Origin of the sequence: Citrobacter sp. MGH100, from assembly GCF_001034465.1 — a bacterium.
Classification (GTDB): Bacteria; Pseudomonadota; Gammaproteobacteria; order Enterobacterales; family Enterobacteriaceae; genus Citrobacter; species Citrobacter youngae.
Genome location: NZ_KQ089801.1, coordinates 281,037 through 300,149 on the forward strand (window position 1 = coordinate 281,037; position 19,113 = coordinate 300,149).

Annotated in this window: 17 protein-coding genes and 2 pseudogenes; 9 read left to right on the forward strand and 10 right to left on the reverse strand. The window is 53.1% G+C overall.

What is annotated here, in order from left to right; genetic code table 11:
- Window positions 1-141 precede the first annotated feature (141 nt).
- The 4 genes from SK32_RS12970 to SK32_RS24790 form a co-directional block, all read right to left on the reverse strand.
- The gene (locus SK32_RS12970; protein WP_048212799.1) at window positions 142-1,206 is read right to left on the reverse strand and encodes a DUF2955 domain-containing protein; all 1,065 of its coding nucleotides are present in this window, start codon (window positions 1,204-1,206) and stop codon (window positions 142-144) included.
- Complete coding sequence (locus SK32_RS12975) at window positions 1,196-2,263, reverse strand: HlyD family secretion protein (RefSeq protein ID WP_048212800.1); 1,068 nt, start codon at window positions 2,261-2,263, stop codon at window positions 1,196-1,198. Before SK32_RS12975 ends, SK32_RS12970 begins: the two co-directional genes overlap by 11 nt.
- A 6-nt stretch (window positions 2,264-2,269) precedes the next feature.
- The gene (locus SK32_RS12980) at window positions 2,270-2,734 is read right to left on the reverse strand and encodes a MarR family winged helix-turn-helix transcriptional regulator (RefSeq protein WP_048212801.1); all 465 of its coding nucleotides are present in this window, start codon (window positions 2,732-2,734) and stop codon (window positions 2,270-2,272) included.
- A 146-nt stretch (window positions 2,735-2,880) separates the two neighbouring features.
- Window positions 2,881-3,045, reverse strand: coding sequence for a DUF1127 domain-containing protein (locus tag SK32_RS24790; protein ID WP_075551416.1), 165 nt, complete (start codon window positions 3,043-3,045; stop codon window positions 2,881-2,883).
- A gap of 177 nt (window positions 3,046-3,222) precedes the next feature.
- Here SK32_RS24790 and SK32_RS12985 point away from each other — a divergent pair, with 177 nt between their 5' ends.
- Window positions 3,223-4,635 (forward strand): aminotransferase-like domain-containing protein, encoded by a 1,413-nt coding sequence (locus SK32_RS12985; RefSeq protein WP_048212802.1) that lies wholly within the window; start codon window positions 3,223-3,225, stop codon window positions 4,633-4,635.
- A 51-nt stretch (window positions 4,636-4,686) separates the two neighbouring features.
- Here SK32_RS12985 and SK32_RS26735 read toward each other — a convergent pair.
- Window positions 4,687-5,076: pseudogene (locus SK32_RS26735) on the reverse strand (ISNCY family transposase); the annotation flags it as partial.
- Between the two features lie 185 nt (window positions 5,077-5,261).
- Here SK32_RS26735 and SK32_RS12995 point away from each other — a divergent pair.
- The 3 genes from SK32_RS12995 (at window position 5,262) to mdtM (ending at window position 8,341) form a co-directional block, all read left to right on the forward strand.
- Window positions 5,262-6,077 (forward strand): AraC family transcriptional regulator, encoded by an 816-nt coding sequence (locus SK32_RS12995; protein ID WP_048212803.1) that lies wholly within the window; start codon window positions 5,262-5,264, stop codon window positions 6,075-6,077.
- A 48-nt stretch (window positions 6,078-6,125) separates the two neighbouring features.
- A complete protein-coding gene (locus tag SK32_RS13000) occupies window positions 6,126-6,776 on the forward strand; it encodes a LysE family translocator (RefSeq protein ID WP_048212804.1) in 651 nt (216 codons plus the stop codon).
- Between the two features lie 323 nt (window positions 6,777-7,099).
- On the forward strand, window positions 7,100-8,341 hold the full coding sequence (gene mdtM / locus SK32_RS13005; protein WP_048212805.1) for a multidrug efflux MFS transporter MdtM: 1,242 nt from the start codon (window positions 7,100-7,102) through the stop codon (window positions 8,339-8,341).
- A gap of 80 nt (window positions 8,342-8,421) precedes the next feature.
- Here mdtM and metC read toward each other — a convergent pair whose 3' ends face one another.
- Both metC and SK32_RS13015 read right to left on the reverse strand, forming a co-directional pair.
- Window positions 8,422-9,612 (reverse strand): cystathionine beta-lyase, encoded by a 1,191-nt coding sequence (gene metC / locus SK32_RS13010; RefSeq protein ID WP_048212806.1) that lies wholly within the window; start codon window positions 9,610-9,612, stop codon window positions 8,422-8,424.
- A gap of 31 nt (window positions 9,613-9,643) precedes the next feature.
- Entirely contained in the window at window positions 9,644-10,876 is a 1,233-nt protein-coding gene (locus SK32_RS13015; RefSeq protein ID WP_048212807.1) for a dicarboxylate/amino acid:cation symporter, read from the reverse strand.
- 219 nt (window positions 10,877-11,095) lie between these two features.
- Between SK32_RS13015 and SK32_RS13020 the strand changes: the two genes are divergently transcribed.
- From SK32_RS13020 to SK32_RS13040, 5 genes and pseudogenes are all read left to right on the forward strand, one after another.
- Window positions 11,096-12,022, forward strand: coding sequence for a LysR family transcriptional regulator (locus tag SK32_RS13020; RefSeq protein WP_032948460.1), 927 nt, complete (start codon window positions 11,096-11,098; stop codon window positions 12,020-12,022).
- 75 nt (window positions 12,023-12,097) lie between these two features.
- The gene (locus SK32_RS13025; protein ID WP_048212808.1) at window positions 12,098-13,378 is read left to right on the forward strand and encodes a DUF445 domain-containing protein; all 1,281 of its coding nucleotides are present in this window, start codon (window positions 12,098-12,100) and stop codon (window positions 13,376-13,378) included.
- A gap of 13 nt (window positions 13,379-13,391) precedes the next feature.
- Window positions 13,392-13,856, forward strand: a complete 465-nt coding sequence (locus SK32_RS13030) for a GNAT family N-acetyltransferase (protein ID WP_048212809.1) — start codon at window positions 13,392-13,394, stop codon at window positions 13,854-13,856.
- Window positions 13,857-13,951: 95 nt separating this feature from the next.
- Window positions 13,952-15,103, forward strand: coding sequence for a double-cubane-cluster-containing anaerobic reductase (locus tag SK32_RS13035; protein ID WP_048212810.1), 1,152 nt, complete (start codon window positions 13,952-13,954; stop codon window positions 15,101-15,103).
- Between the two features lie 9 nt (window positions 15,104-15,112).
- A pseudogene (locus SK32_RS13040) lies at window positions 15,113-15,793 on the forward strand (acyl-CoA dehydratase activase); the annotation flags it as partial.
- Between the two features lie 144 nt (window positions 15,794-15,937).
- On the opposite strand, the gene SK32_RS13045 reads toward SK32_RS13040, so the two are convergent.
- The 3 genes from SK32_RS13045 to SK32_RS13055 form a co-directional block, all read right to left on the reverse strand.
- Complete coding sequence (locus tag SK32_RS13045) at window positions 15,938-16,918, reverse strand: IS5-like element IS5 family transposase (RefSeq protein ID WP_048212812.1); 981 nt, start codon at window positions 16,916-16,918, stop codon at window positions 15,938-15,940.
- 274 nt (window positions 16,919-17,192) lie between these two features.
- Complete coding sequence (locus tag SK32_RS24010; protein ID WP_053065230.1) at window positions 17,193-18,389, reverse strand: SH3 domain-containing protein; 1,197 nt, start codon at window positions 18,387-18,389, stop codon at window positions 17,193-17,195.
- 155 nt (window positions 18,390-18,544) lie between these two features.
- A complete protein-coding gene (locus SK32_RS13055) occupies window positions 18,545-18,931 on the reverse strand; it encodes a toll/interleukin-1 receptor domain-containing protein (RefSeq protein ID WP_231591580.1) in 387 nt (128 codons plus the stop codon).
- Between the last annotated feature and the right edge of the window lie 182 nt (window positions 18,932-19,113).

Below are 19,113 nucleotides of genomic sequence, written 5' to 3' on the forward strand. Positions count from 1 at the left end.
CCTAATTGTATATACAAAAACGTATATACAATCATCTTACGATTATACCTGGATTGTTGGAAATAGCTTCACAATTTGACGATCAGGAATTGAATTTTGTAGGCCGGATAAGGCGCAGCCGCCATCCGGCATTCCAGCCACTCACTCGGTGATCACAAATCGTGTCGCCGCAAAGCAGTTCAATATCCGGTGCACCAGAAATACCATCGTTAACGTGGCCACCAGCGCGACGGTAACGGAGGTGATGCGGTAGAGATCGCTGAACACCAGATCGCTGTCCGGATGCAGGTTCTGGCCGAACATAATGCCGATGGTGGTGATACTGGCAAAACCCACGCCCGCACCGACTTTTTCCATTACATGCAGGCGGGCGCTGAACGCCAGCCCAAGGCCAATCAGCGGCATCATCAGCAGCATATGGTTGCTGAAATCATACACCAGCAGTTGCACCAGCAGAATGTACAGACAAGCCAGCACCACGCCGACCACACGCCAGAGAGAGCTCAACACCGCGCCGCGATAATGCATTGGAAAGAGGATCAAAATGCCCGCCATCAGCGCCGACAGCGAATCGCTCAGGTCACAAACCTGAAAGACCACAAAAATCATTGTCGCCACCGAACCGGAAAGCAGCGATTCGTGGCGAACCCGGGCGTCATCTTTCTCAATGCGCGGCGGCGGCTGGCGGGGCTCCACGTCCGGGATCAGATAATGCAGCAACGCGCTCAGCGCCACCGCCATGACGCAGGCTTCCATATTGGAGAACATCAGCGTATGCCAGTTGGTGGTGGGATAGCTCATAAAGTTGAGCATCGTGCTCTGGCACACCACGCCCATTGAGCCGAACAGAAACAGCGGTCCTTTGCTCATCAAACGAAAACGCACCACGTACAGGCCAAATACCACCAGCGTCATAATCAGCGGCCATTGTGAGAGATAGCCGACAATCAGCACCATTTCGACGCAGTTCACCGCCGCACTGAACACAAACTGTTTGGCCACATGGCGGTTGAACACCGGCACCAGCGACAGCAGCATCAGCGGATAAACCACAAAGAACACGCCGTACTGCACGTTATAAAAGGTCGAGATACTCAGCGCGATTGTCCCGGCAACCGAGATACGCAGGGTCTGGCGAAAATCATTGGCGGTGTAGACAATATTCCCGTGCGGCGTAAAGACGTGAGCCAGGGTGTTAATAGACATAATGCAGCCAGCTAACGAGATGGATCTGCGCTCCGGCAAAGGTGCGGGCGAACATCCCCTCGCTGTTATACAACTGCACCGTGGCGCGTGCCCCGGTCGGCAACGGCGTGTTGAGCGGTTCGTTCAGCGCGACGTGAATACGCATACGCTGGGCATCGCGCACCCAGCGGGTAGATTGTTCCGGTTGCGACAGCTGGCCGTTAACCTGCTCCTGGCCCGCCAGAATACCGGCATCGCTGCTGGTGACGCGGGCAGAGAAAACTTTGCCCGGCATGGCGTCGAACACCACGGCGGCATCGGTATCCACTTTAGTGTGGCGCAGGCTTTTCTCGCGAAAGTCGGCCACAATATCAGTCTGGTGGCTGACCAGCGCCAGCAATGGCGTGGCGGCAGTGGCGTAAAGTCCGGGGCTAAGCTGGAGGTTGCTCACCGTGCCGTCGGTCTGTGCATACACTTTGCTCCAGCCGAGGTTCAGTTGTGCCTCTTCCAGCGCGTTACGGTATTTTTGCAGCGTCACGTTGCGGTTTTCATCGCGCTCGCCGCGTTGGATCAGCAGGTTCTGAATACTGGCATTGAGCGCCGACACCGACTGCTCGCTGGTTTGCCAGGCGGTGCGCACCTTGTCGAGATCGGCTTGCGACACGTTCTGCATGGCACTCAGGCGCTGATAGCGGTCAAGGGTGGTCTTATCGTTCCGGGCGTTGAATTGCGCGGTGCGCAGGTTGGCACGCGCAGAGGCGATCTGCGCATCCAGCTGTTGGTTGCTCAACTTTGCCTGCTCAAGAGCAATTTGCGCGGCCTCAACCATATTGATAAACGGCGTCGGATCCAGTTCGTACAGCAAGTCGCCCTTTTTCACCTGGCTATTATTGTGTACATGCACCTGCGAGACGTAGCCGGAAACGCGTGAGGAAACAGGCGTTACCACGCGCATCACCGTGGAGTCCGGCGTCAGCGGGATCCAGATATCGGCAACGATAAACCAGGCGAATATTACCAGGAAAGCGGCAATACTCACCCTTACCCAACGGGCAAATTTTTGTTCTGGGGTCATCATAGTTTTTTAGTGTTGATTGTCTTCTTCGCGGATTGTCCGCAGATTGCAGGCGATTTGATTGAGCGTGGCGCTGAAGGAAGCGAGTTCCGCCTCAGGGATGGTGCAGGTGACGCGATGTTGGTATGTCTCTATCACCCGGTTGAGTTCGTCCAGCCTTGCGCGGCCTTGCTCGGTCAGCCTGAGCAGGCGAATGCGTTTGTCATAAGGCGATGTGGAACGCAGCAGATAGCCGTGCTTTTCCAGCTGTGAGAGGGTGCGCATCAGCGGCGGCAGTTCAATACCCTGCACCTGTGCCAGTTCACTGACCGAGACGTTGTCTCCCAGTTGATACAGTTGCATCAGTACCGTCCAGCTTGACTGCGTCAGGCCTGTGTCGGTAATGGCTGCATCAATAATGGCCCGCCACTGCCGCACCACCATTGCCATGCGCATCCCCATCGGGCGGCGGGCAAACCGTTCATCTTCAGTCATGTTTTCTTCCCCTCATCGCTGAGAAGAAAATAATACTTATCAGGGTAAGTATCAAGAAACAGACTAATCAGAAGCATGAATTGATAAATACCATGAATGAAAAAGAGGCCGGGTGGTAGCCCCCGGCCTTTGTTGGTGAAGAAAAATCACTCCACCTGATCGCGTCGCAGCCCGACGTCCCGCAGCCGCTCATCGCTCATCTGTTGCAACAGGCGCCGCGTTTGCGCTCGCAGCCGCCACGTCTTGTATGCCCGCCAGATCAGTACAAACCCAATAAACGGCTGCTTTGCTTTATTTTCGTGAAATTCCATACCTTGCCTCCCCGCCTTGCCAGAGGCTTTATCTTCACGGATTTGGCCCAAAACAATACAGACTCACAAAGTACTTTTATTTAACATACAGATTGGTTAAAAAGAGTTCTGCATCGCTTTTTTCACGCCAATCTGTACTGGTTTGTTAATCTGTATGGTACCCATGAGGGATACAGCATGACGCGTTACCAACATCTGGCCAATCTACTGGCCGAACGCATTGAGCAGGGGCTGTATCGCCATGGCGAAAAATTGCCTTCGGTGCGCAGCCTGAGTCAGGAGCACGGGGTCAGCATCAGCACCGTCCAGCAGGCGTATCAGACGCTGGAACAACTACGCCTGATCACGCCGCAGCCGCGTTCCGGTTATTTTGTCGCGCCACAAAAAGCACAGCCGCCGGTGCCGCTGATGTCGCGCCCGGTCCAGCGTCCGGTCGAGATAACCCAGTGGGATCAGGTGCTGGACATGCTGGCAGGTCATGCGGACAAATCGATAGTCCCTTTTAGCAGTGGCGTGCCCGATATCAATCAACCCAGCCTGAAGCCACTGTGGCGCGAGCTAAGCCGCGTGGCGCAGCATAATCTCAAGGCGGTTCTGGGCTACGATGAATTACCTGGCTGTCGGGAATTGCGTCAACAGATTGCCCGGCTCATGCTGGACAGCGGTTCGGTCGTCAATGCGGATGATATTGTGATCACTAATGGCAGCCAGAGCGGAATGTCGCTGGCGCTGCTAACGGTTTGCCAGCCTGGCGATATTGTCGCCGTTGAATCTCCCGCCTATTACGGCACCATGCAGCTACTGCGCGGATTAGGGATCAAAGTTATTGAGATCCCGACCGATCCAGATACCGGGATCAGCATTGAAGCGCTGGAACTGGCGCTGGATCAGTGGCCGATTAAAGGGGTGATCCTGGTTCCTAACTGCAACAACCCGCTCGGCTTTATTATGCCGGATGCGCGTAAACGCGCTGTGCTCGCCCTCGCCCAGCAGCATGATATTGTTATTTTTGAAGATGATGTGTACGGAGAGCTTGCCACAGAATATCCACGTCCACGCACAATCCATTCCTGGGACAGCGACGGTCGGGTGCTACTGTGCAGCTCATTCACCAAATCCGTGGCGCCGGGATTGCGCGTCGGTTGGGTTATTCCCGGTCGTTATCACGATAAATTTCTGCATATGAAATATGCCGTCATCGGCACTAACGTTCCTGCTACGCAGCTGGCGGCCGCCACCTTCGTGCGCGAGGGGCATTATCATCGTCATGTTCGCCGTATGCGTCAGATTTATCAGCGAAATATGGAGATCTATACCTGCTGGGTACGGGAATACTTCCCCTGCGGGATCTGCGTCACCCGACCAAAAGGTGGCTTTATGCTGTGGGTAGAATTGCCGCAGCAGGTCGATATGGTCTGCGTTGCTAAACAGCTCTGTCGGTTGAAAATACAGGTCGCCCCGGGATCGCTGTTCTCCGCATCCGGAAAGTATCGTAACTGTGTGCGCATCAACTGCGCGTTGCCTCCCAACGAGAAGCATCAGGAAGTGATGCAAAAGCTCGGGGAAGCAGTAAAGGCGGCAATGGAGTAAATCAGACCGCCCGGTGCTACCGGGCTGGCGATTGCGCGGTTCAAGTCATATTTAATGGCTTAAGCCGTGAATATCGTCGGCGGAAAGCCGGGTAATTTGTTGTACCGTGTTGATATCGATACCGTCGGTCAGCATAGTGCGGGCAATACGGAGCGCTTCATCACGTCGCCCCTGAATTAGACCTTCCTGCTTACCTTTTTGCTGGCCTTCCTGCTGACCTTCGAGCCACCCTTTTTGAAATCCAGCCTCATGCAATCTGTCCGCGATCGTCATCAAATGCTCCTTATGCTGCGGTGAACGTTCGGCAACCCCACGAATAAACTCATTGAATCGAGGTGCATCGCCGGTTCGCAAAATATAATTAAACAGCGTCTTTATCTGGCTGTCATTAGTGGACCCAGTAACTAACAGAGAAACAATTTGCTCAACAAGCCCCATAAGGAAGCTACACCCTCGCCTGCAACTTTCTCTGTTTGCGAGACGATTTCCGGGATAATAACGTCCCTATGTAACGTCTGCATTTGTCTGGAACCCGTCACGCAGAATCGCTATCTCAATATGCATTCCCGCTTTTTGACCGCGCAGCCTGTGCTATAACAAATCATCACTTTCAGGGAGGACGCGATGTGACACACACCCGGGATATTCCACAATCGTTCTGGCGTGATGAACAGCTCCCGTGGCTGGAGCTGCGCAGCACCTGGCAAAGCCAGCAGGACTATAAACGACATCACCACTCTCAGCTCTCAATCGGGGCAATTCTTGAGGGGGAAACATGCTGCCAGTGCAATGGCAAGGAATACCGTCTGAAAGTGGGCGATCTGATTGTGATCCCGCCACTGGCACCCCACAGCTGCAACCCCGTTAACGGGCAGTTTCGCAGCTATCACATGCTTTATCTTGATACCCAGTGGTGTCTTGCTAGTCTGCCTGCGCAGAACAACAACCAACTGCTTTGTTCGCGCGATCCCGTTATCCGCGATCCGCAATTATTCCAGCGCTATTTGGATCTTGTGGCACTTATGCAGCAACGGCAAACGACGCGGGTAACGGATGCCGCACAAGCATTGCTGCGCTCGCTGCCATTGCAGTCGGTAGCACCGGAAAACCTAAGCGCCGCCAGCCAGTATCTGCGCGAGCGGTTGCAGACCAACCTGCAGGCTCCGCCCTCGCTGGGCGATTTGGCGCAAGAGTGCAGCATGCGTAAAGAAACGCTGATCCGTACCTTTAAGCAGGACACCGGACTCACACCGGCAAGTTATCTGAACATCTTGCGGGTTGACTATGCCCGCCAGCGGCTTCGTGCCGGGGATGAGATTGCCGATGTCGGCTATCAGAGCGGGTTTGCCGACCAGAGCCATTTCCATCGCACCTTTGTCCGCTACACCGCAGCCACGCCGCGCCAGTACGCGTTGGGACGATCAATATCAGACAATAATTAGCGCTGCGTCAGGCGTACAGTTCTCTCAGATTCATTGTCTGAGGTCACTATGTCACTGCTTTCTGTACTTTTTCCGTCTGCTTTTCCCGCGCTGGCGCTGGCGCATTTTGTTGCTCTGCTAAGCCCCGGACCGGACTTCTTTTTACTGGTCGGTTACGCCGCCCGTTACCGGATGCGCGGCAGCGCCGGGCTGTGTGTGGGTATCGCCGTCGGCAATGGGCTATATATCCTGCTGGCAATTATCGGTTGGGGGATCCTGCGCCAGCTTCCCCTGCTGTTTACGGTTATTGAGCTGCTGGGCGCGCTCTATTTATTGTGGATAGGCAGCCTGCTGATACGCAGCCGCCCGCAAGCTCTGACCGGAGCAGACGCCCTGTCTGCCTGCCCGGGATTTGGTAAACAGCTGCTGCTGGGGCTAGGTTCGTCACTGCTTAACCCAAAAAATGCGCTGTTTTATCTGGCGCTGATGACCGCCCTGCTCGGCCCATCGGTAACGCTGCTGCAACAAGCCGTGAGCGGGATCTGGATGACCAGCGTGGTGCTGTTATGGGATCTGCTGATTGTGATGTTCATCGGCTTGCCGCAGATCCAGCGGCGGTTAACCTTGGGGATCGTGTGGATCGAACGCATCGCCGGGGGCGTACTGATCGTCTTCGGCGGTGCGATCGCGCTGCGTTTTCTGCAGAGCGTCACTTTCTGATAAGCGTGACGAATTTCTGCAAATAAAGCGGATAAACCCGTTTAATTAATATCCAGTTCGCATTACACTTTGGGTGGCTATTATCCATTCAACCAATTCTTCCCGAGGTGCGATGTGCTGATTGTTACCTGTAATCGTTACGTTTTCTGACCCGGGTCTGAAAACGTTTCTCCTGTTTGCGCCTCGCGCGGGCAGCGTTTTTGATTACATGAAATTCAGTACATTTGCAGTCTGCTTTTTTCTGTCATCGGCCTGACGTCTCAAAGACGGTATTGAATTTCGCTATTCCCGTTGAGGGTTTTCTCCCGACAAGGAGCTGTTTTATGCAACGGATTCTCGCGTTTTTCTCCCAACGCGCCACGACGCTATTTTTCCCCATCGCGTTGATTTTATATGACTTCTCCGCCTATCTGTCGACAGACCTGATCCAGCCCGGCATCATTAATGTCGTGCGCGATTTCAACGCCGATGTCAGCCTGGCACCGGCTGCGGTGAGCCTTTATCTGGCAGGCGGCATGGCGCTGCAATGGTTGTTAGGCCCGCTTTCCGACCGGGTTGGCCGCCGACCGGTGCTGATCGCGGGGGCGTTCATCTTTACCCTCGCCTGCGCGGCTACGCTGTTTACTACTTCAATGACGCAATTTCTGGTTGCCCGATTTGTGCAGGGCACCAGCATCTGCTTTATCGCAACCGTAGGCTACGTCACGGTGCAGGAGGCGTTTGGGCAAACGAAGGCCATCAAACTGATGGCGGTAATCACCTCTATTGTACTGGTTGCGCCGGTTATTGGCCCGCTCTCCGGAGCAGCGCTGATGCACGTTGTCCACTGGAAGTTTCTGTTTGCCATTATTGCCGTCATGGGGTTTATCGCCCTGATTGGGTTAGCGTTAGCCATGCCAGAAACCGTCCAGCGCGGCACGGTGCCGTTCAGTGCACGCGGCGTACTGCGCGATTTCCGCGACGTTTTCCGCAACCGGGTATTCCTGTTTGGCGCAGCCACGCTATCGCTAAGCTATATCCCGATGATGAGCTGGGTGGCAGTCTCACCAGTGATCCTGATTGATGCGGGCGGCATGACTACATCGCAGTTTGCCTGGGCGCAGGCGCCGGTGTTTGGCGCGGTGATCGTCGCCAATATGGTGGTGGTTCGTTTTGTGAAGGATCCAACCCAACCCAGTTTTATCTGGCGCGCCGTGCCTGTTCAACTGAGCGGGTTAGCGGTGCTGATCGCGGGTAATTTGCTGTGGCCGCACGTCTGGCTGTGGTCAGTGCTGGGAACGAGCCTGTATGCGTTTGGCATTGGAATGATCTTCCCGACGCTGTTCCGCTTTACGCTGTTTTCCAACAACTTACCGAAGGGCACGGTTTCCGCGTCGCTGAATATGGTGATCCTGACGGTGATGGCGGTTTCTGTCGAAATTGGACGCTGGCTATGGTTTAACGGCGGCAGGATTTCGTTTCATCTGCTGGCGGTTGCGGCGGGGATCGCTGTCGTGTTCACGCTGGCAGCCTTGCTCAAACGGGTGCGCCAGCATGAGGCAACGACGTTAGCCACTGAAAACTAACCTGCCCGCTTATCCGGCCTACGACAACTATGTAGGCCGGATAAGGCGCTTGCGCCGCATCCGGCTACGCTCACATCACCTTACGCAATGCGTGCAAATCCCGCTTCGAGATCGGCAATCAGGTCGCCAATATCCTCAAGGCCAATATGCACCCTGACCAGCGTGCCGCTGAAATCCACCTCTCCAGCCGGTCGGATGCTGTTCAGCTCTTCCGGCTGGTTCGCCAGAATGAGCGACTCAAATCCACCCCACGAATAGGCCATATGGAACAGCGAGAAATTATCGAGGAAATTCGCCATCTGTTCGTCGGTGAGTCTCTTTTTCAGCACAAATGAGAACAGGCCTGAGCTTCCGGTAAAATCACGCTGAAAATACTCATGGCCCGGACATTCCGGTAACGCCGGATGGTTCACCCGCGCCACTTCCGGTCTTGCCGACAACCAGCGAGCAATATGGATACTGCTCTCCTGATGCTGCTTAAGGCGTACCGCCAGGGTGCGCAATCCGCGGCTGCCGTTGTAGGCGGTATCGGCATCCAGCGTTTGCCCCATCAGATAAGAGTTCTCGCGCAGACGATCCCAACAACGGGCGTTAGACACCGCCGTGCCCAGCATACCGTCCGAATGACCGATGGTGTACTTCGTTCCCGCCTGAATGGAAATATCCACGCCATAATCCAGCGCTTTGAACAGCACGCCCGCCGCCCAGGTGTTGTCGATCATAATGACAATCTCCGGATTGACCGCGCGGATAGCCTTCACCATCCCCGGCACATCCTGGACTTCCATGGTGATAGAACTTGGTGACTCAAGGAATACAACCTTCGTTTCCGGACGCAGAAGATCGACGATACCTGCACCAATCAGCGGATCGTAATACGTTGTTTCCACGTTGAATTTACTCAGGATCTTATTGCAAAAATCCTGGGTTGGCTCGTAGGCCGCGCCGGTCATCAGGATATGATCGCCACCCTGAACAAACGCCAGAATCGCATTAGTCACCGCCGCCGCGCCGCACGGGTACAGCGCACAGCCAACGCCGCCTTCCAGTTCGCTCATGGCCTTCTGGAAAGCAAAGTGGGTGTAAGTCCCGCGACGACCGTAAAACAGCTCGCCGTTCGCACGATTGGCGGTGGCAAATTTCTTGTCCTTCACGGTATCAAACACCAGTGAAGAGGCGCGTTGGATAACCGGATTCACCGCTCCCTGGGTATAACGTTTGTCGCGACCCGCAACAACCAGGTGCGTCTCAAGCTTCATTGCGTCTTTCATAACATCTCCTGTTCTTAATCCGTGTGAATACCTATACCACCGCAGCAGTAGAGTTTATTTCAGTGTTGGTCTGCTTTTTTCCTGCGAACCGTTCAACAATCTGCGCCGCATTCAAATCATGGATAACGTTAATCAGTGTGGCCGGCGCATCGGTAATGGTGCCCAGCACCACCAGCATCGGAATCGCTTCCATTGGCAGGCCCAGCGTGGTGACGATAAAGATTTCACCGAGGAACGCCCCGCCCGGCACGCCGCCAACGATAATGGCGGAGAGCACCGCAATCAGCATCGTCAGGAAGAAGGTTTCGGTCGTGAACTCCATGCCCAGCACGGAATAGATAAAGACGATTTTCAGCGCGGCAATCATCGCCACACCGCCCTTGTTCAGGTTAACCAGCAGCGGAATGGAAACATCAACGATTTCCGGGTTAATCCCCATCGCCTTACCGGCGCGCAGGGTTACAGGTAGCGTTCCCAGTGAAGAGCAGGTCCCCAGCGCGGTGGCTGAAGGTTCAATCGCGTTTCGCCAGAAGGCTTTGACCGCCGGAATACCGCCGCCAATATACGAATAGAGAATCGAGCCAAAAACGAAGTAGACCAGCGTAGCAACCATAAACAGGCCGATAGCGCGGGCAAAGGTTAACAGTAGTGCAGAGTCCTGACTGGCCATGGTGGCCGCGAAATAGCAGCCCAGACCAACCGGTGCCACCTTCATAATGATCGAGACGATCTTCATGATCACGGTATTGGCATCTTCCAGCAGCGACGCAATGCGTTTACCCGCCTGATCCGATTGCCCAATCGCCACACCGGCGATGATCGCCATTACGATCAGCGCCAGAATATTGGACTTAGAAAACAGTCCGATAAAGTCGCTGGTGGTGATCATGCTGACAAAATCCATCTTGCCGCTGCCCGCCTGCACCGACTGCGAGAGATCGATAGTGACGCCCTGTGCCGGGTTATACCATAGCGCCAGCGCGACGATCCCCGCCGCAGGAATAAAGGCCATTGCGATCGAAACAATGAAGATAATCGCCATTATACGTCCCAACCTTTTCAGGTCGGTCATACTGGCGATAGAAGACATGACGCTGATCCCCACCAGCGGCACAATAATCATAAATAACAGGTTCAGGAATATCTGACCTATCGGCTGGAGTTTACCTGCAAACGATGGGGCATAAATACCTAATAAGCCGCCAATCACCAGAGCAACTAATAAAATAATCGACGATCTGTAGGGTTCGAGTCGTGACCACATAATCGGTACCTTTAGAATAATAATTAATGAGATTAAATTCACAATGTGATGAGTTTCCGTTTCGCCTCCTTTTATTTTGTGACGTAACTCACCTAAGTTGTTATTTTTTCATTTTGCCAGCAAGTTGTTTCCTGTGATTCAATAGTTGCATGTTTAAAAGGCGAATGTAACGGCCTATTCGTACCGTTTTTGCAAATCACTTGTGAATTTAAGGAAATTATGAGTACGCCGATTTCACTCAAGCATCTGGAGTTTTTTACTAAAATCGTCGACTGCGGAGGATTGTCAGAAGCCGCGGCGCAGCTCAACGTCTCGCCGTCTGCGGTCAGCAAAAGCCTGGCAGCGATGGAAGATACGTTAGGCACGACATTAATTAAACGCACCACCCGCAGTATTACCCTGACCGATGCCGGGCAATATCTCTTCAACCGCGCTAATAAGCTGTTGAAAGAATTCGATGAAACGCTGAATACCACCTCCGGTTATTACCACAGCCCGCAGGGTGAATTACGCATAACCTGCTCAATTGCGTTTGGTTATTCCCGGCTGGTAAACCTGGTGGATAAATATCGCTCCCAGTTCCCGGATGTGAATCTGTATATCGATCTCAACGATAACTTCGTCAATCTGAACGAAACGGATTTCGACATTGCCCTGCGAATTTCCACCGCGCCGCCGCAAAACTATGCGATGCGCAAGCTGGTGCCTGTTCGCTGGGCGTACTGTGCCTCACCCGGCTACCTCGCCAAAAAAGGTATGCCCCAGCGTCGCAGCGATCTGGTAGATCATGATTGCCTGGTTTACCCGGGCCTCACGCCGGTACTGAAGGTGGCAGATGAACAGGATCGACTGCATCAGTTAAAACTGCATATGCCGATCCAGGCCAACAGCAGTCTGGTGCTGTTGAAGTCGGTGCTAGAAGATCAGGGGGTGGCGTATTTGCCCACTTATCTGATTGGCGATCATATTCAAAAAGAAGAGATAACACCGCTGATGCTCGACGGCACCATCACCTGTGAAACTCATGCCCTGTATGCGCTGTACTTTCCCAGCAAGTACAGCAATCCGAAGGTGCGTTCGTTTATCGATTTTCTGGTCGCAGAACTTGGTCCCTTACCGGCGTGGGATAACTGGATCCCAGGATAAACGTCTCCCACCAGAAAATGGGAGACGCGCCACAATTTTTGCGCGATCCCCCCGTCTGGCTCTATCCTTAAGCCTATGAATAAAATTGCTGAACTCAAACGTGCCAAGCGCCTGGCGCTCTCATTGCTGCTGATCGCTGCCGCGACGTTCGTCATCACGCTGTTTTTGCCGCCCAACTTCTGGGTACTCGGGATCAAAGCGATTGCTGAAGCGGCGATGGTCGGCGCGCTGGCGGACTGGTTCGCCGTGGTAGCGCTTTTTCGTCGGGTGCCGATCCCGTTTATCTCGCGCCATACGGCGATTATCCCGCGTAATAAAGACCGAATCGGCGAAAATCTTGGTCAGTTTGTACAAGAGAAATTCCTCGACACCCAGTCGCTGATAGCCCTGATCCGCCGCCATGAACCGGCGCTGTTGATCGGCAACTGGTTCAGCCAGCCGGAAAACGCCCAGCGCATCGGCCAGCATCTGCTGCAGATCATGAGCGGTTTTCTCGAACTGACCGACGACGCCCGCATTCAGCGGCTGATCAAGCGGGCGGTGCACAAGGCCATCGACAAGGTCGATCTCTCCGGAACCAGCGCGCTGATGCTGGAGAGCATGACCAAAAACAATCGCCATCAGGTGCTGCTCGACACGCTGATCGCCCAACTGATCGCCCTGCTACAGCGCGACAGTTCACGGGCGTTTATCGCCAGACAGGTAGTGCACTGGCTGGAGACCGAACATCCGCTGAAAGCGAAGATCCTGCCGACCGAATGGCTGGGCGAGCACAGCGCCGAGCTGGTATCGGATGCCGTTAACTCCTTGCTGGATGACATCAGCCACGATCGGGCGCATCAGATCCGCCACGCATTCGATCGCGCCACGTTTAAGCTCATCGACAAGCTCAAACACGATCCTGAGATGGCCGCGCGGGCCGAAAGCATGAAAAGCTATCTGAAGGAAGACGAAGCCTTCAACCATTATCTTGGCGAACTGTGGGCAGACCTGCGCCAGTGGGTGAAAACCGACATTAACGCAGATGATTCCCGCGTGAAGCAGCGCATCGCCAGCGCCGGGCAGTGGTTCGGCGAAACGCTGGTAGCCGACAGCGCCCTGCGTGCCTCACTGAATGGGCATCTGGAGCAGGCCGCGCACAAAGTTGCCCCGGAGTTCGCCAGCTTCCTGACGCGCCATATCAGCGACACGGTGAAAAGTTGGGATGCACGCGATATGTCGCAGCAAATTGAGTTAAACATTGGCAAAGATTTGCAGTTTATTCGCGTCAACGGCACGTTGGTTGGCGGTTCAATCGGGCTGGTGTTATATCTGTTGTCGCAAATTCCGTCCCTGTTGACGCTGGCGAATTTTTAAGGAGGAAGATTCAATGACGATGAGCATCCGCATTTTTTCCCTGCGCGAGACGCCAGAAAAGCTGCACGAGATCACCGCTTACTTTCAGCAGCAATGGGCCTCAGAAGACTCCATGGCGGTATACGAGGATGCATTGCGCCGTTGTATTGGCGCAAAGAACCCGCTACCGCAGTGGTACTGGCTACAGGATGGTGGCAGCATTGTTGGCTGCGCTGGATTGATCACCAATGATTTTATTAGTCGCGGCGAACTGTGGCCGTGGCTATGCGCGCTCTATATCGATCCTCGCTATCGTGGTCACGGTCTGGCGTTTCGCCTGATCGAACATATTGCACAGCAGGCCAGACAGCTGGGTTTTACGCAGCTCCATCTGTGTACTGACCTGGAAGGTTTATACGAGAAAGCGGGATTTTACTTTGACGGGCCAGGCTATCATCCGTGGGGGGAAGTCTCGCGGGTCTACAGCCGTAATCTGTAAACGCGCAATTGTTGCACATCAATAAAACCTGACATATTACAGGGTTATAATGCGGCGTCTTTTTACTGTCTCCCGTGTTACGGGGAAGGAAAATCATGTCGCTAATCACCGATTTACCCGCTATTTTCAATCAATTCTCCGACGCCCGTCAGAAAGGTTTTCTCACCGTAATGGATCTTAAAGAGCAAGGTATTCCGCTCGTTGGGACCTATTGCACCTTTATGCCGCAGGAGATTGCGATGGCGGCGGGCGCGGTCGTCGTTTCCCTGTGCTCGACCTCTGATGAAACCATTGAAGAGGCCGAAAAAGATCTGCCGCGGAACCTGTGTCCGCTAATCAAAAGCAGCTACGGGTTTGGCAAAACCGACAAATGCCCCTACTTCTATTTCTCTGACCTGGTGGTGGGCGAAACCACCTGCGATGGTAAAAAGAAAATGTACGAGTACATGGCCGAATTTAAAGCGGTACATGTAATGCAACTGCCCAACAGCGCCAGCGATGCAGCTTCCCGTGCGCTATGGAAAGCCGAGATCCGGCGTCTGCAGCAGGTCGTCGAAGCCCGTTTTGGCACAGCCATTACCGAAGCTGCGCTGCGTGAAGCCGTTATTCTCAAAAACCAGGAACGCCGGGCGCTGGCGAATTTCTACCGCGTTGGCCAACTTAACCCACCCGCGCTTAGCGGCAGTGACATTCTGAAAGTCGTCTACGGCGCCACCTTCCGTTTTGATAAAGAAGCGTTGATCGACGAGCTTAATAGCATGGCCGAGCGCGTACATCTGGAATGGCAGGCAGGGAAACGTCTGGCGTCACGTCCGCGCATCCTGATAACCGGCTGCCCCATTGGCGGCGCGGCAGAGAAAGTCGTTCGTGCCATTGAAGAAAACGGTGGTTGGGTCGTGGGTTATGAAAACTGCACCGGCGCAAAGGCCACCGAACAATGCGTGGCGGAAACCGGCGATGTCTACGACGCGCTGACTGATAAATACCTCGCCATCGGCTGCTCCTGTATTTCTCCTAACGATCAACGCCTGAAAATGCTCAGTCAAATGGTTGAAGAGTACCAGGCTGACGGCGTCGTCGATGTCATTTTGCAGGCTTGCCACACCTACGCCGTTGAATCACTCGCTATTAAGCGTCACGTACGCCAACAGCACAACATTCCTTATATCGCGATTGAAACCGACTATTCCAGCGCAGATATCGGCCAGCTCAGTACCCGCGTCGCCGCATTCATTGAGATGTTGTGAGAAACGCAGATGACATACTCAATTGGGATTGATTCTGGATCCACGGCGACGAAAGGCGTTTTGCTGGAAGGTAACGTCATCAGACGCCGCTTCCTTTGCCCAACGCCTTTTCGCCCCGCGGACGCGATCGCGCAGGCATGGGAAACGTTGCAGGCTGGGCTGGAGAACCGACCATTTTTAACCCTCACCGGGTACGGACGGCAGCTCGTCGATTATGCCGACAAACAGGTCACTGAAATTTCCTGCCACGGGCTTGGTGCGCGATTGCTGGCTCCCGGCACCCGCACAGTGATTGATATTGGTGGTCAGGACAGTAAAGTCATCCAGTTGGATGACGATGGCAATCTCAGCGATTTCTTAATGAATGACAAGTGCGCTGCCGGAACCGGGCGGTTTCTGGATGTTATCTCACGCACCCTCGGAGCCAGCGTAGAGCAGTTGGATACGATCACTGCTGGCGTCGAACCGCATGCTATCACCAGCATGTGTACAGTATTTGCCGAGTCAGAAGTCATTAGCCTGCGCTCTGCGGGCATCGCGCCAGAGGCGATTCTGGCTGGCGTGATCAACGCAATGGCCAGACGCAGCGCTAACTTCATCGGGCGGCTTTCAGCACAAGCACCGCTGTTATTTACCGGCGGAGTCAGCCACTGTCACGCCTTTGCCCGTATGCTCGAAGGTCATGTAGGGAAGGTGCGAATAAGCGGGGAAATTCTTCTCGGCTGACTCAGTCATTTCATTTCTTCATGTTTGAGCCGATTTTTTCTCCCGTAAATGCCTTGAATCAGCCTATTTAGACCGTTTCTTCGCCATTTAAGGCGTTATCCCCAGTTTTTAGTGAGATCTCTCCCACTGACGTATCATTTGGTCCGCCCGAAACAGGTTGGCCAGCGTGAATAACATCGCCAGTTGGTTATCGTTTTTCAGCAACCCCTTGTATCTGGCTTTCACGAAGCCGAACTGTCGCTTGATGATGCGAAATGGGTGCTCCACCTTGGCCCGGATGCTGGCTTTCATGTATTCGATGTTGATGGCCGTTTTGTTCTTGCGTGGATGCTGTTTCAAGGTTCTTACCTTGCCGGGGCGCTCGGCGATCAGCCAGTCCACATCCACCTCGGCCAGCTCCTCGCGCTGTGGCGCCCCTTGGTAGCCGGCATCGGCTGAGACAAATTGCTCCTCTCCATGCAGCAGATTACCCAGCTGATTGAGGTCATGCTCGTTGGCCGCGGTGGTGACTAGGCTGTGGGTCAGGCCACTCTTGGCATCGACACCAATGTGGGCCTTCATGCCAAAGTGCCACTGATTGCCTTTCTTGGTCTGATGCATCTCCGGATCGCGTTGCTGCTCTTTGTTCTTGGTCGAGCTGGGTGCCTCAATGATGGTGGCATCGACCAAGGTGCCTTGAGTCATCATGACGCCTGCTTCGGCCAGCCAGCGATTGATGGTCTTGAACAATTGGCGGGCCAGTTGATGCTGCTCCAGCAGGTGGCGGAAATTCATGATGATGGTGCGGTCCGGCAAGGCGCTATCCAGGGATAACCGGGCAAACAGACGCATGGAGGCGATTTCGTACAGAGCATCTTCCATCGCGCCATCGCTCAGGTTGTACCAATGCTGCATGCAGTGAATGCGTAGCATGGTTTCCAGCGGATAAGGTCGCCGGCCATTACCAGCCTTGGGGTAAAACGGCTCGATGACTTCCACCATGTTTTGCCATGGCAGAATCTGCTCCATGCGGGACAAGAAAATCTCTTTTCTGGTCTGACGGCGCTTACTGCTGAATTCACTGTCGGCGAAGGTAAGTTGATGACTCATGATGAACCCTGTTCCATGGCTCCAGATGACAAACATGATCTCATATCAGGGACTTGTTCGCACCTTCCTTAGCTTTGGCAGGCCCTGAGCCTTGTAAAATAGCAATACATAATCATTCAGTATATCAGTTTCAGTACCCATTATCTGCAAGCGCAGGTGTTATGTATAATGGATAATGACTACAACCAAGCATTTTATCCCACCAGCTAAGGTAGCAAGTGCTGAATATCGATTATCGTCTTATTCCTGTCCGAGAAGTGGGTGTTTTTTCTATTCAGTTCCTGAGTCTGCTGGTGTAAGAGCGGTTTATCCAGCCGTAGATTTTTTCTCCATCAACATCGACCTGAACGTAAAGCCATTGTCTGCCCTGCGTATCCATGATCGCAACCACCGTGCCTTTATTAAGCATTTCAACAGTTTCGCTGTTCATTGTCGGCGAGAGTCTGAGCCTGACATTCGTACCGGTGATAAGGCGGAAGTGATTCAGCTGCTCCCAGTTAAAGTCCGGATGAGAGGCAACAATAGTACTTTTGCGTAATGTCTTTGGCTTCGCAGGGGATGTGAATTCAGTTTTCACTTCATTAATTCCATCAAGCACAGCTGCTTTTATACTGTCCTCAACTATGCTGACAATTACCTGATAAAAGAACCAGCAAATGAATGCCTGGAGGGGGACAGGTAATTTTTTAAATCCGTCGACCAGTGCCTGGGTGCTGAGAAGACTCAAAAAACCGGCTGTCGGGGATTGTTCCTGAGAAGAACCTCTGTTGTCATATGAGGATAGGATTTCAGTCCGATGCAAAGGCGCGTTATCTTCAGCTTGCTGAGCGAGCCGTGAAAATGCCTCTTCCCAGTACTGGAACGCCAGTTCGTACTGGGATGGTTCCAGTTTCCCTTGCTGGATAACATCCCTGAAAATGTTATCCAGCGGTAGAGCTCGCTGGTTTATTTTTTGCAATTGTTCTGCGAACTGTCTAGCGCGTTGACCTGAGGGAGAGGCAGGCCAGGAGTTAAAAAGATAGTTGATTCGGGATTCAATCCGGTAATTTCGCGCTATCCGGTTTAGTGCATCCATGGCAGGAATTGCCTGCCTCGCAAGTGATTTGAAGGTGCGGTCGTAATAGTGGGTGAAAGTGTTAATTCTATCGATGATCCTGGATGCTTGTGAATTGGCTACCACATTCATTACCTCGGGTAACTTAATCGCATCCAGCATTGTTTGCTGTTTGTTTATTGCCTGAAAGACAGGAGATTTGTTCAGTTCTGCCAGTGACGTAAATATTGGGGAACGGGCAGATGATAATTTTTCCAGTTGATTTAGAGCCCTGAATAGTGGCGTGTCAATGGTTGCCGCAGGATTGAAAGTGTGGGTTTGATGCCCTGGCTGGGGAATATTCTCTGAATAAGTATTACCTTCATTCTCTTCTGACGGCAAAACTGGGTTTACAGGAACGTTGTCGTTATTGTTCATTTCATCTTTCCCGGTGTTCGTACAGACGTAGATATGTATAAGATATTTTGACTAGGAATCAACTGTCTATGATTTGGTAGCCTGGGTGATAATAAGTACACCCTGACTTTTGTAATTTTCTCGTATTTTTGTATGTAAAACACACCATTCAAAATTCACATAAAAGCAGAGTGATGCGAAGCCGCGCTACCGTCGATTGTCGCTGCCATGATGCTGCCGAATGGCAACTGATGCCAGGCACACTCTCTTAAAATCACCGGAATGACCACCGCCTCACCTTTTTTATGCCGCTCCAGTGCGTTGGTCATCTCTACCTGATAACAATAGTCAGAAGCGATGAAATCACTGCTAATTAGTAATAGGATAATATCTGCCTGCGAAAAATAGTGGTCGATCTGATGTTCAAACTCTTGCCCAGGAACGATTCGGCGATCGTGCCATGTGGTGATTTTCCCCATTCGCTTTAGTGGGGACAGATGCTTCTCTAGCTCATTGCGTTGTGCTTCATCCGCATGAGAATAGGAAAAAACGAGAGTAGTCATAAGGGTGAAATGCTCCTGAACCGTTACTGTATTTAGGGCTATTCTGTGCCCACGGTATAAAAAAATCACGCTATTGACTGCAATAAATAGATGCTTGATCTCTTTAACGTTGTTACCTCAGCTTATTCATAGCCACCGTATGCCATCCGGCTCACTTCGTCAGCCAAAATAGTGTGATATTC

Bases quoted from the DNA above. Each gene is read 5' to 3' on its own strand.
- SK32_RS13055 (WP_231591580.1), bottom strand. From the start codon at position 18,931: ATGACTACTCTCGTTTTTTCCTATTCTCATGCGGATGAAGCACAACGC.
- SK32_RS12980 (WP_048212801.1), bottom strand. From the start codon at position 2,734: ATGACTGAAGATGAACGGTTTGCCCGCCGCCCGATGGGGATGCGCATG.
- SK32_RS12985 (WP_048212802.1), top strand. From the start codon at position 3,223: ATGACGCGTTACCAACATCTGGCCAATCTACTGGCCGAACGCATTGAG.
- SK32_RS24790 (WP_075551416.1), bottom strand. From the start codon at position 3,045: ATGGAATTTCACGAAAATAAAGCAAAGCAGCCGTTTATTGGGTTTGTA.
- SK32_RS24010 (WP_053065230.1), bottom strand. From the start codon at position 18,389: ATGAACAATAACGACAACGTTCCTGTAAACCCAGTTTTGCCGTCAGAA.
- SK32_RS13000 (WP_048212804.1), top strand. From the start codon at position 6,126: ATGTCACTGCTTTCTGTACTTTTTCCGTCTGCTTTTCCCGCGCTGGCG.
- SK32_RS13035 (WP_048212810.1), top strand. From the start codon at position 13,952: ATGTCGCTAATCACCGATTTACCCGCTATTTTCAATCAATTCTCCGAC.
- SK32_RS12975 (WP_048212800.1), bottom strand. From the start codon at position 2,263: ATGATGACCCCAGAACAAAAATTTGCCCGTTGGGTAAGGGTGAGTATT.
- mdtM (WP_048212805.1), top strand. From the start codon at position 7,100: ATGCAACGGATTCTCGCGTTTTTCTCCCAACGCGCCACGACGCTATTT.
- SK32_RS13045 (WP_048212812.1), bottom strand. From the start codon at position 16,918: ATGAGTCATCAACTTACCTTCGCCGACAGTGAATTCAGCAGTAAGCGC.
- SK32_RS12970 (WP_048212799.1), bottom strand. From the start codon at position 1,206: ATGTCTATTAACACCCTGGCTCACGTCTTTACGCCGCACGGGAATATT.
- SK32_RS13020 (WP_032948460.1), top strand. From the start codon at position 11,096: ATGAGTACGCCGATTTCACTCAAGCATCTGGAGTTTTTTACTAAAATC.
- metC (WP_048212806.1), bottom strand. From the start codon at position 9,612: ATGAAAGACGCAATGAAGCTTGAGACGCACCTGGTTGTTGCGGGTCGC.
- SK32_RS13015 (WP_048212807.1), bottom strand. From the start codon at position 10,876: ATGTGGTCACGACTCGAACCCTACAGATCGTCGATTATTTTATTAGTT.
- SK32_RS13030 (WP_048212809.1), top strand. From the start codon at position 13,392: ATGACGATGAGCATCCGCATTTTTTCCCTGCGCGAGACGCCAGAAAAG.
- SK32_RS13025 (WP_048212808.1), top strand. From the start codon at position 12,098: ATGAATAAAATTGCTGAACTCAAACGTGCCAAGCGCCTGGCGCTCTCA.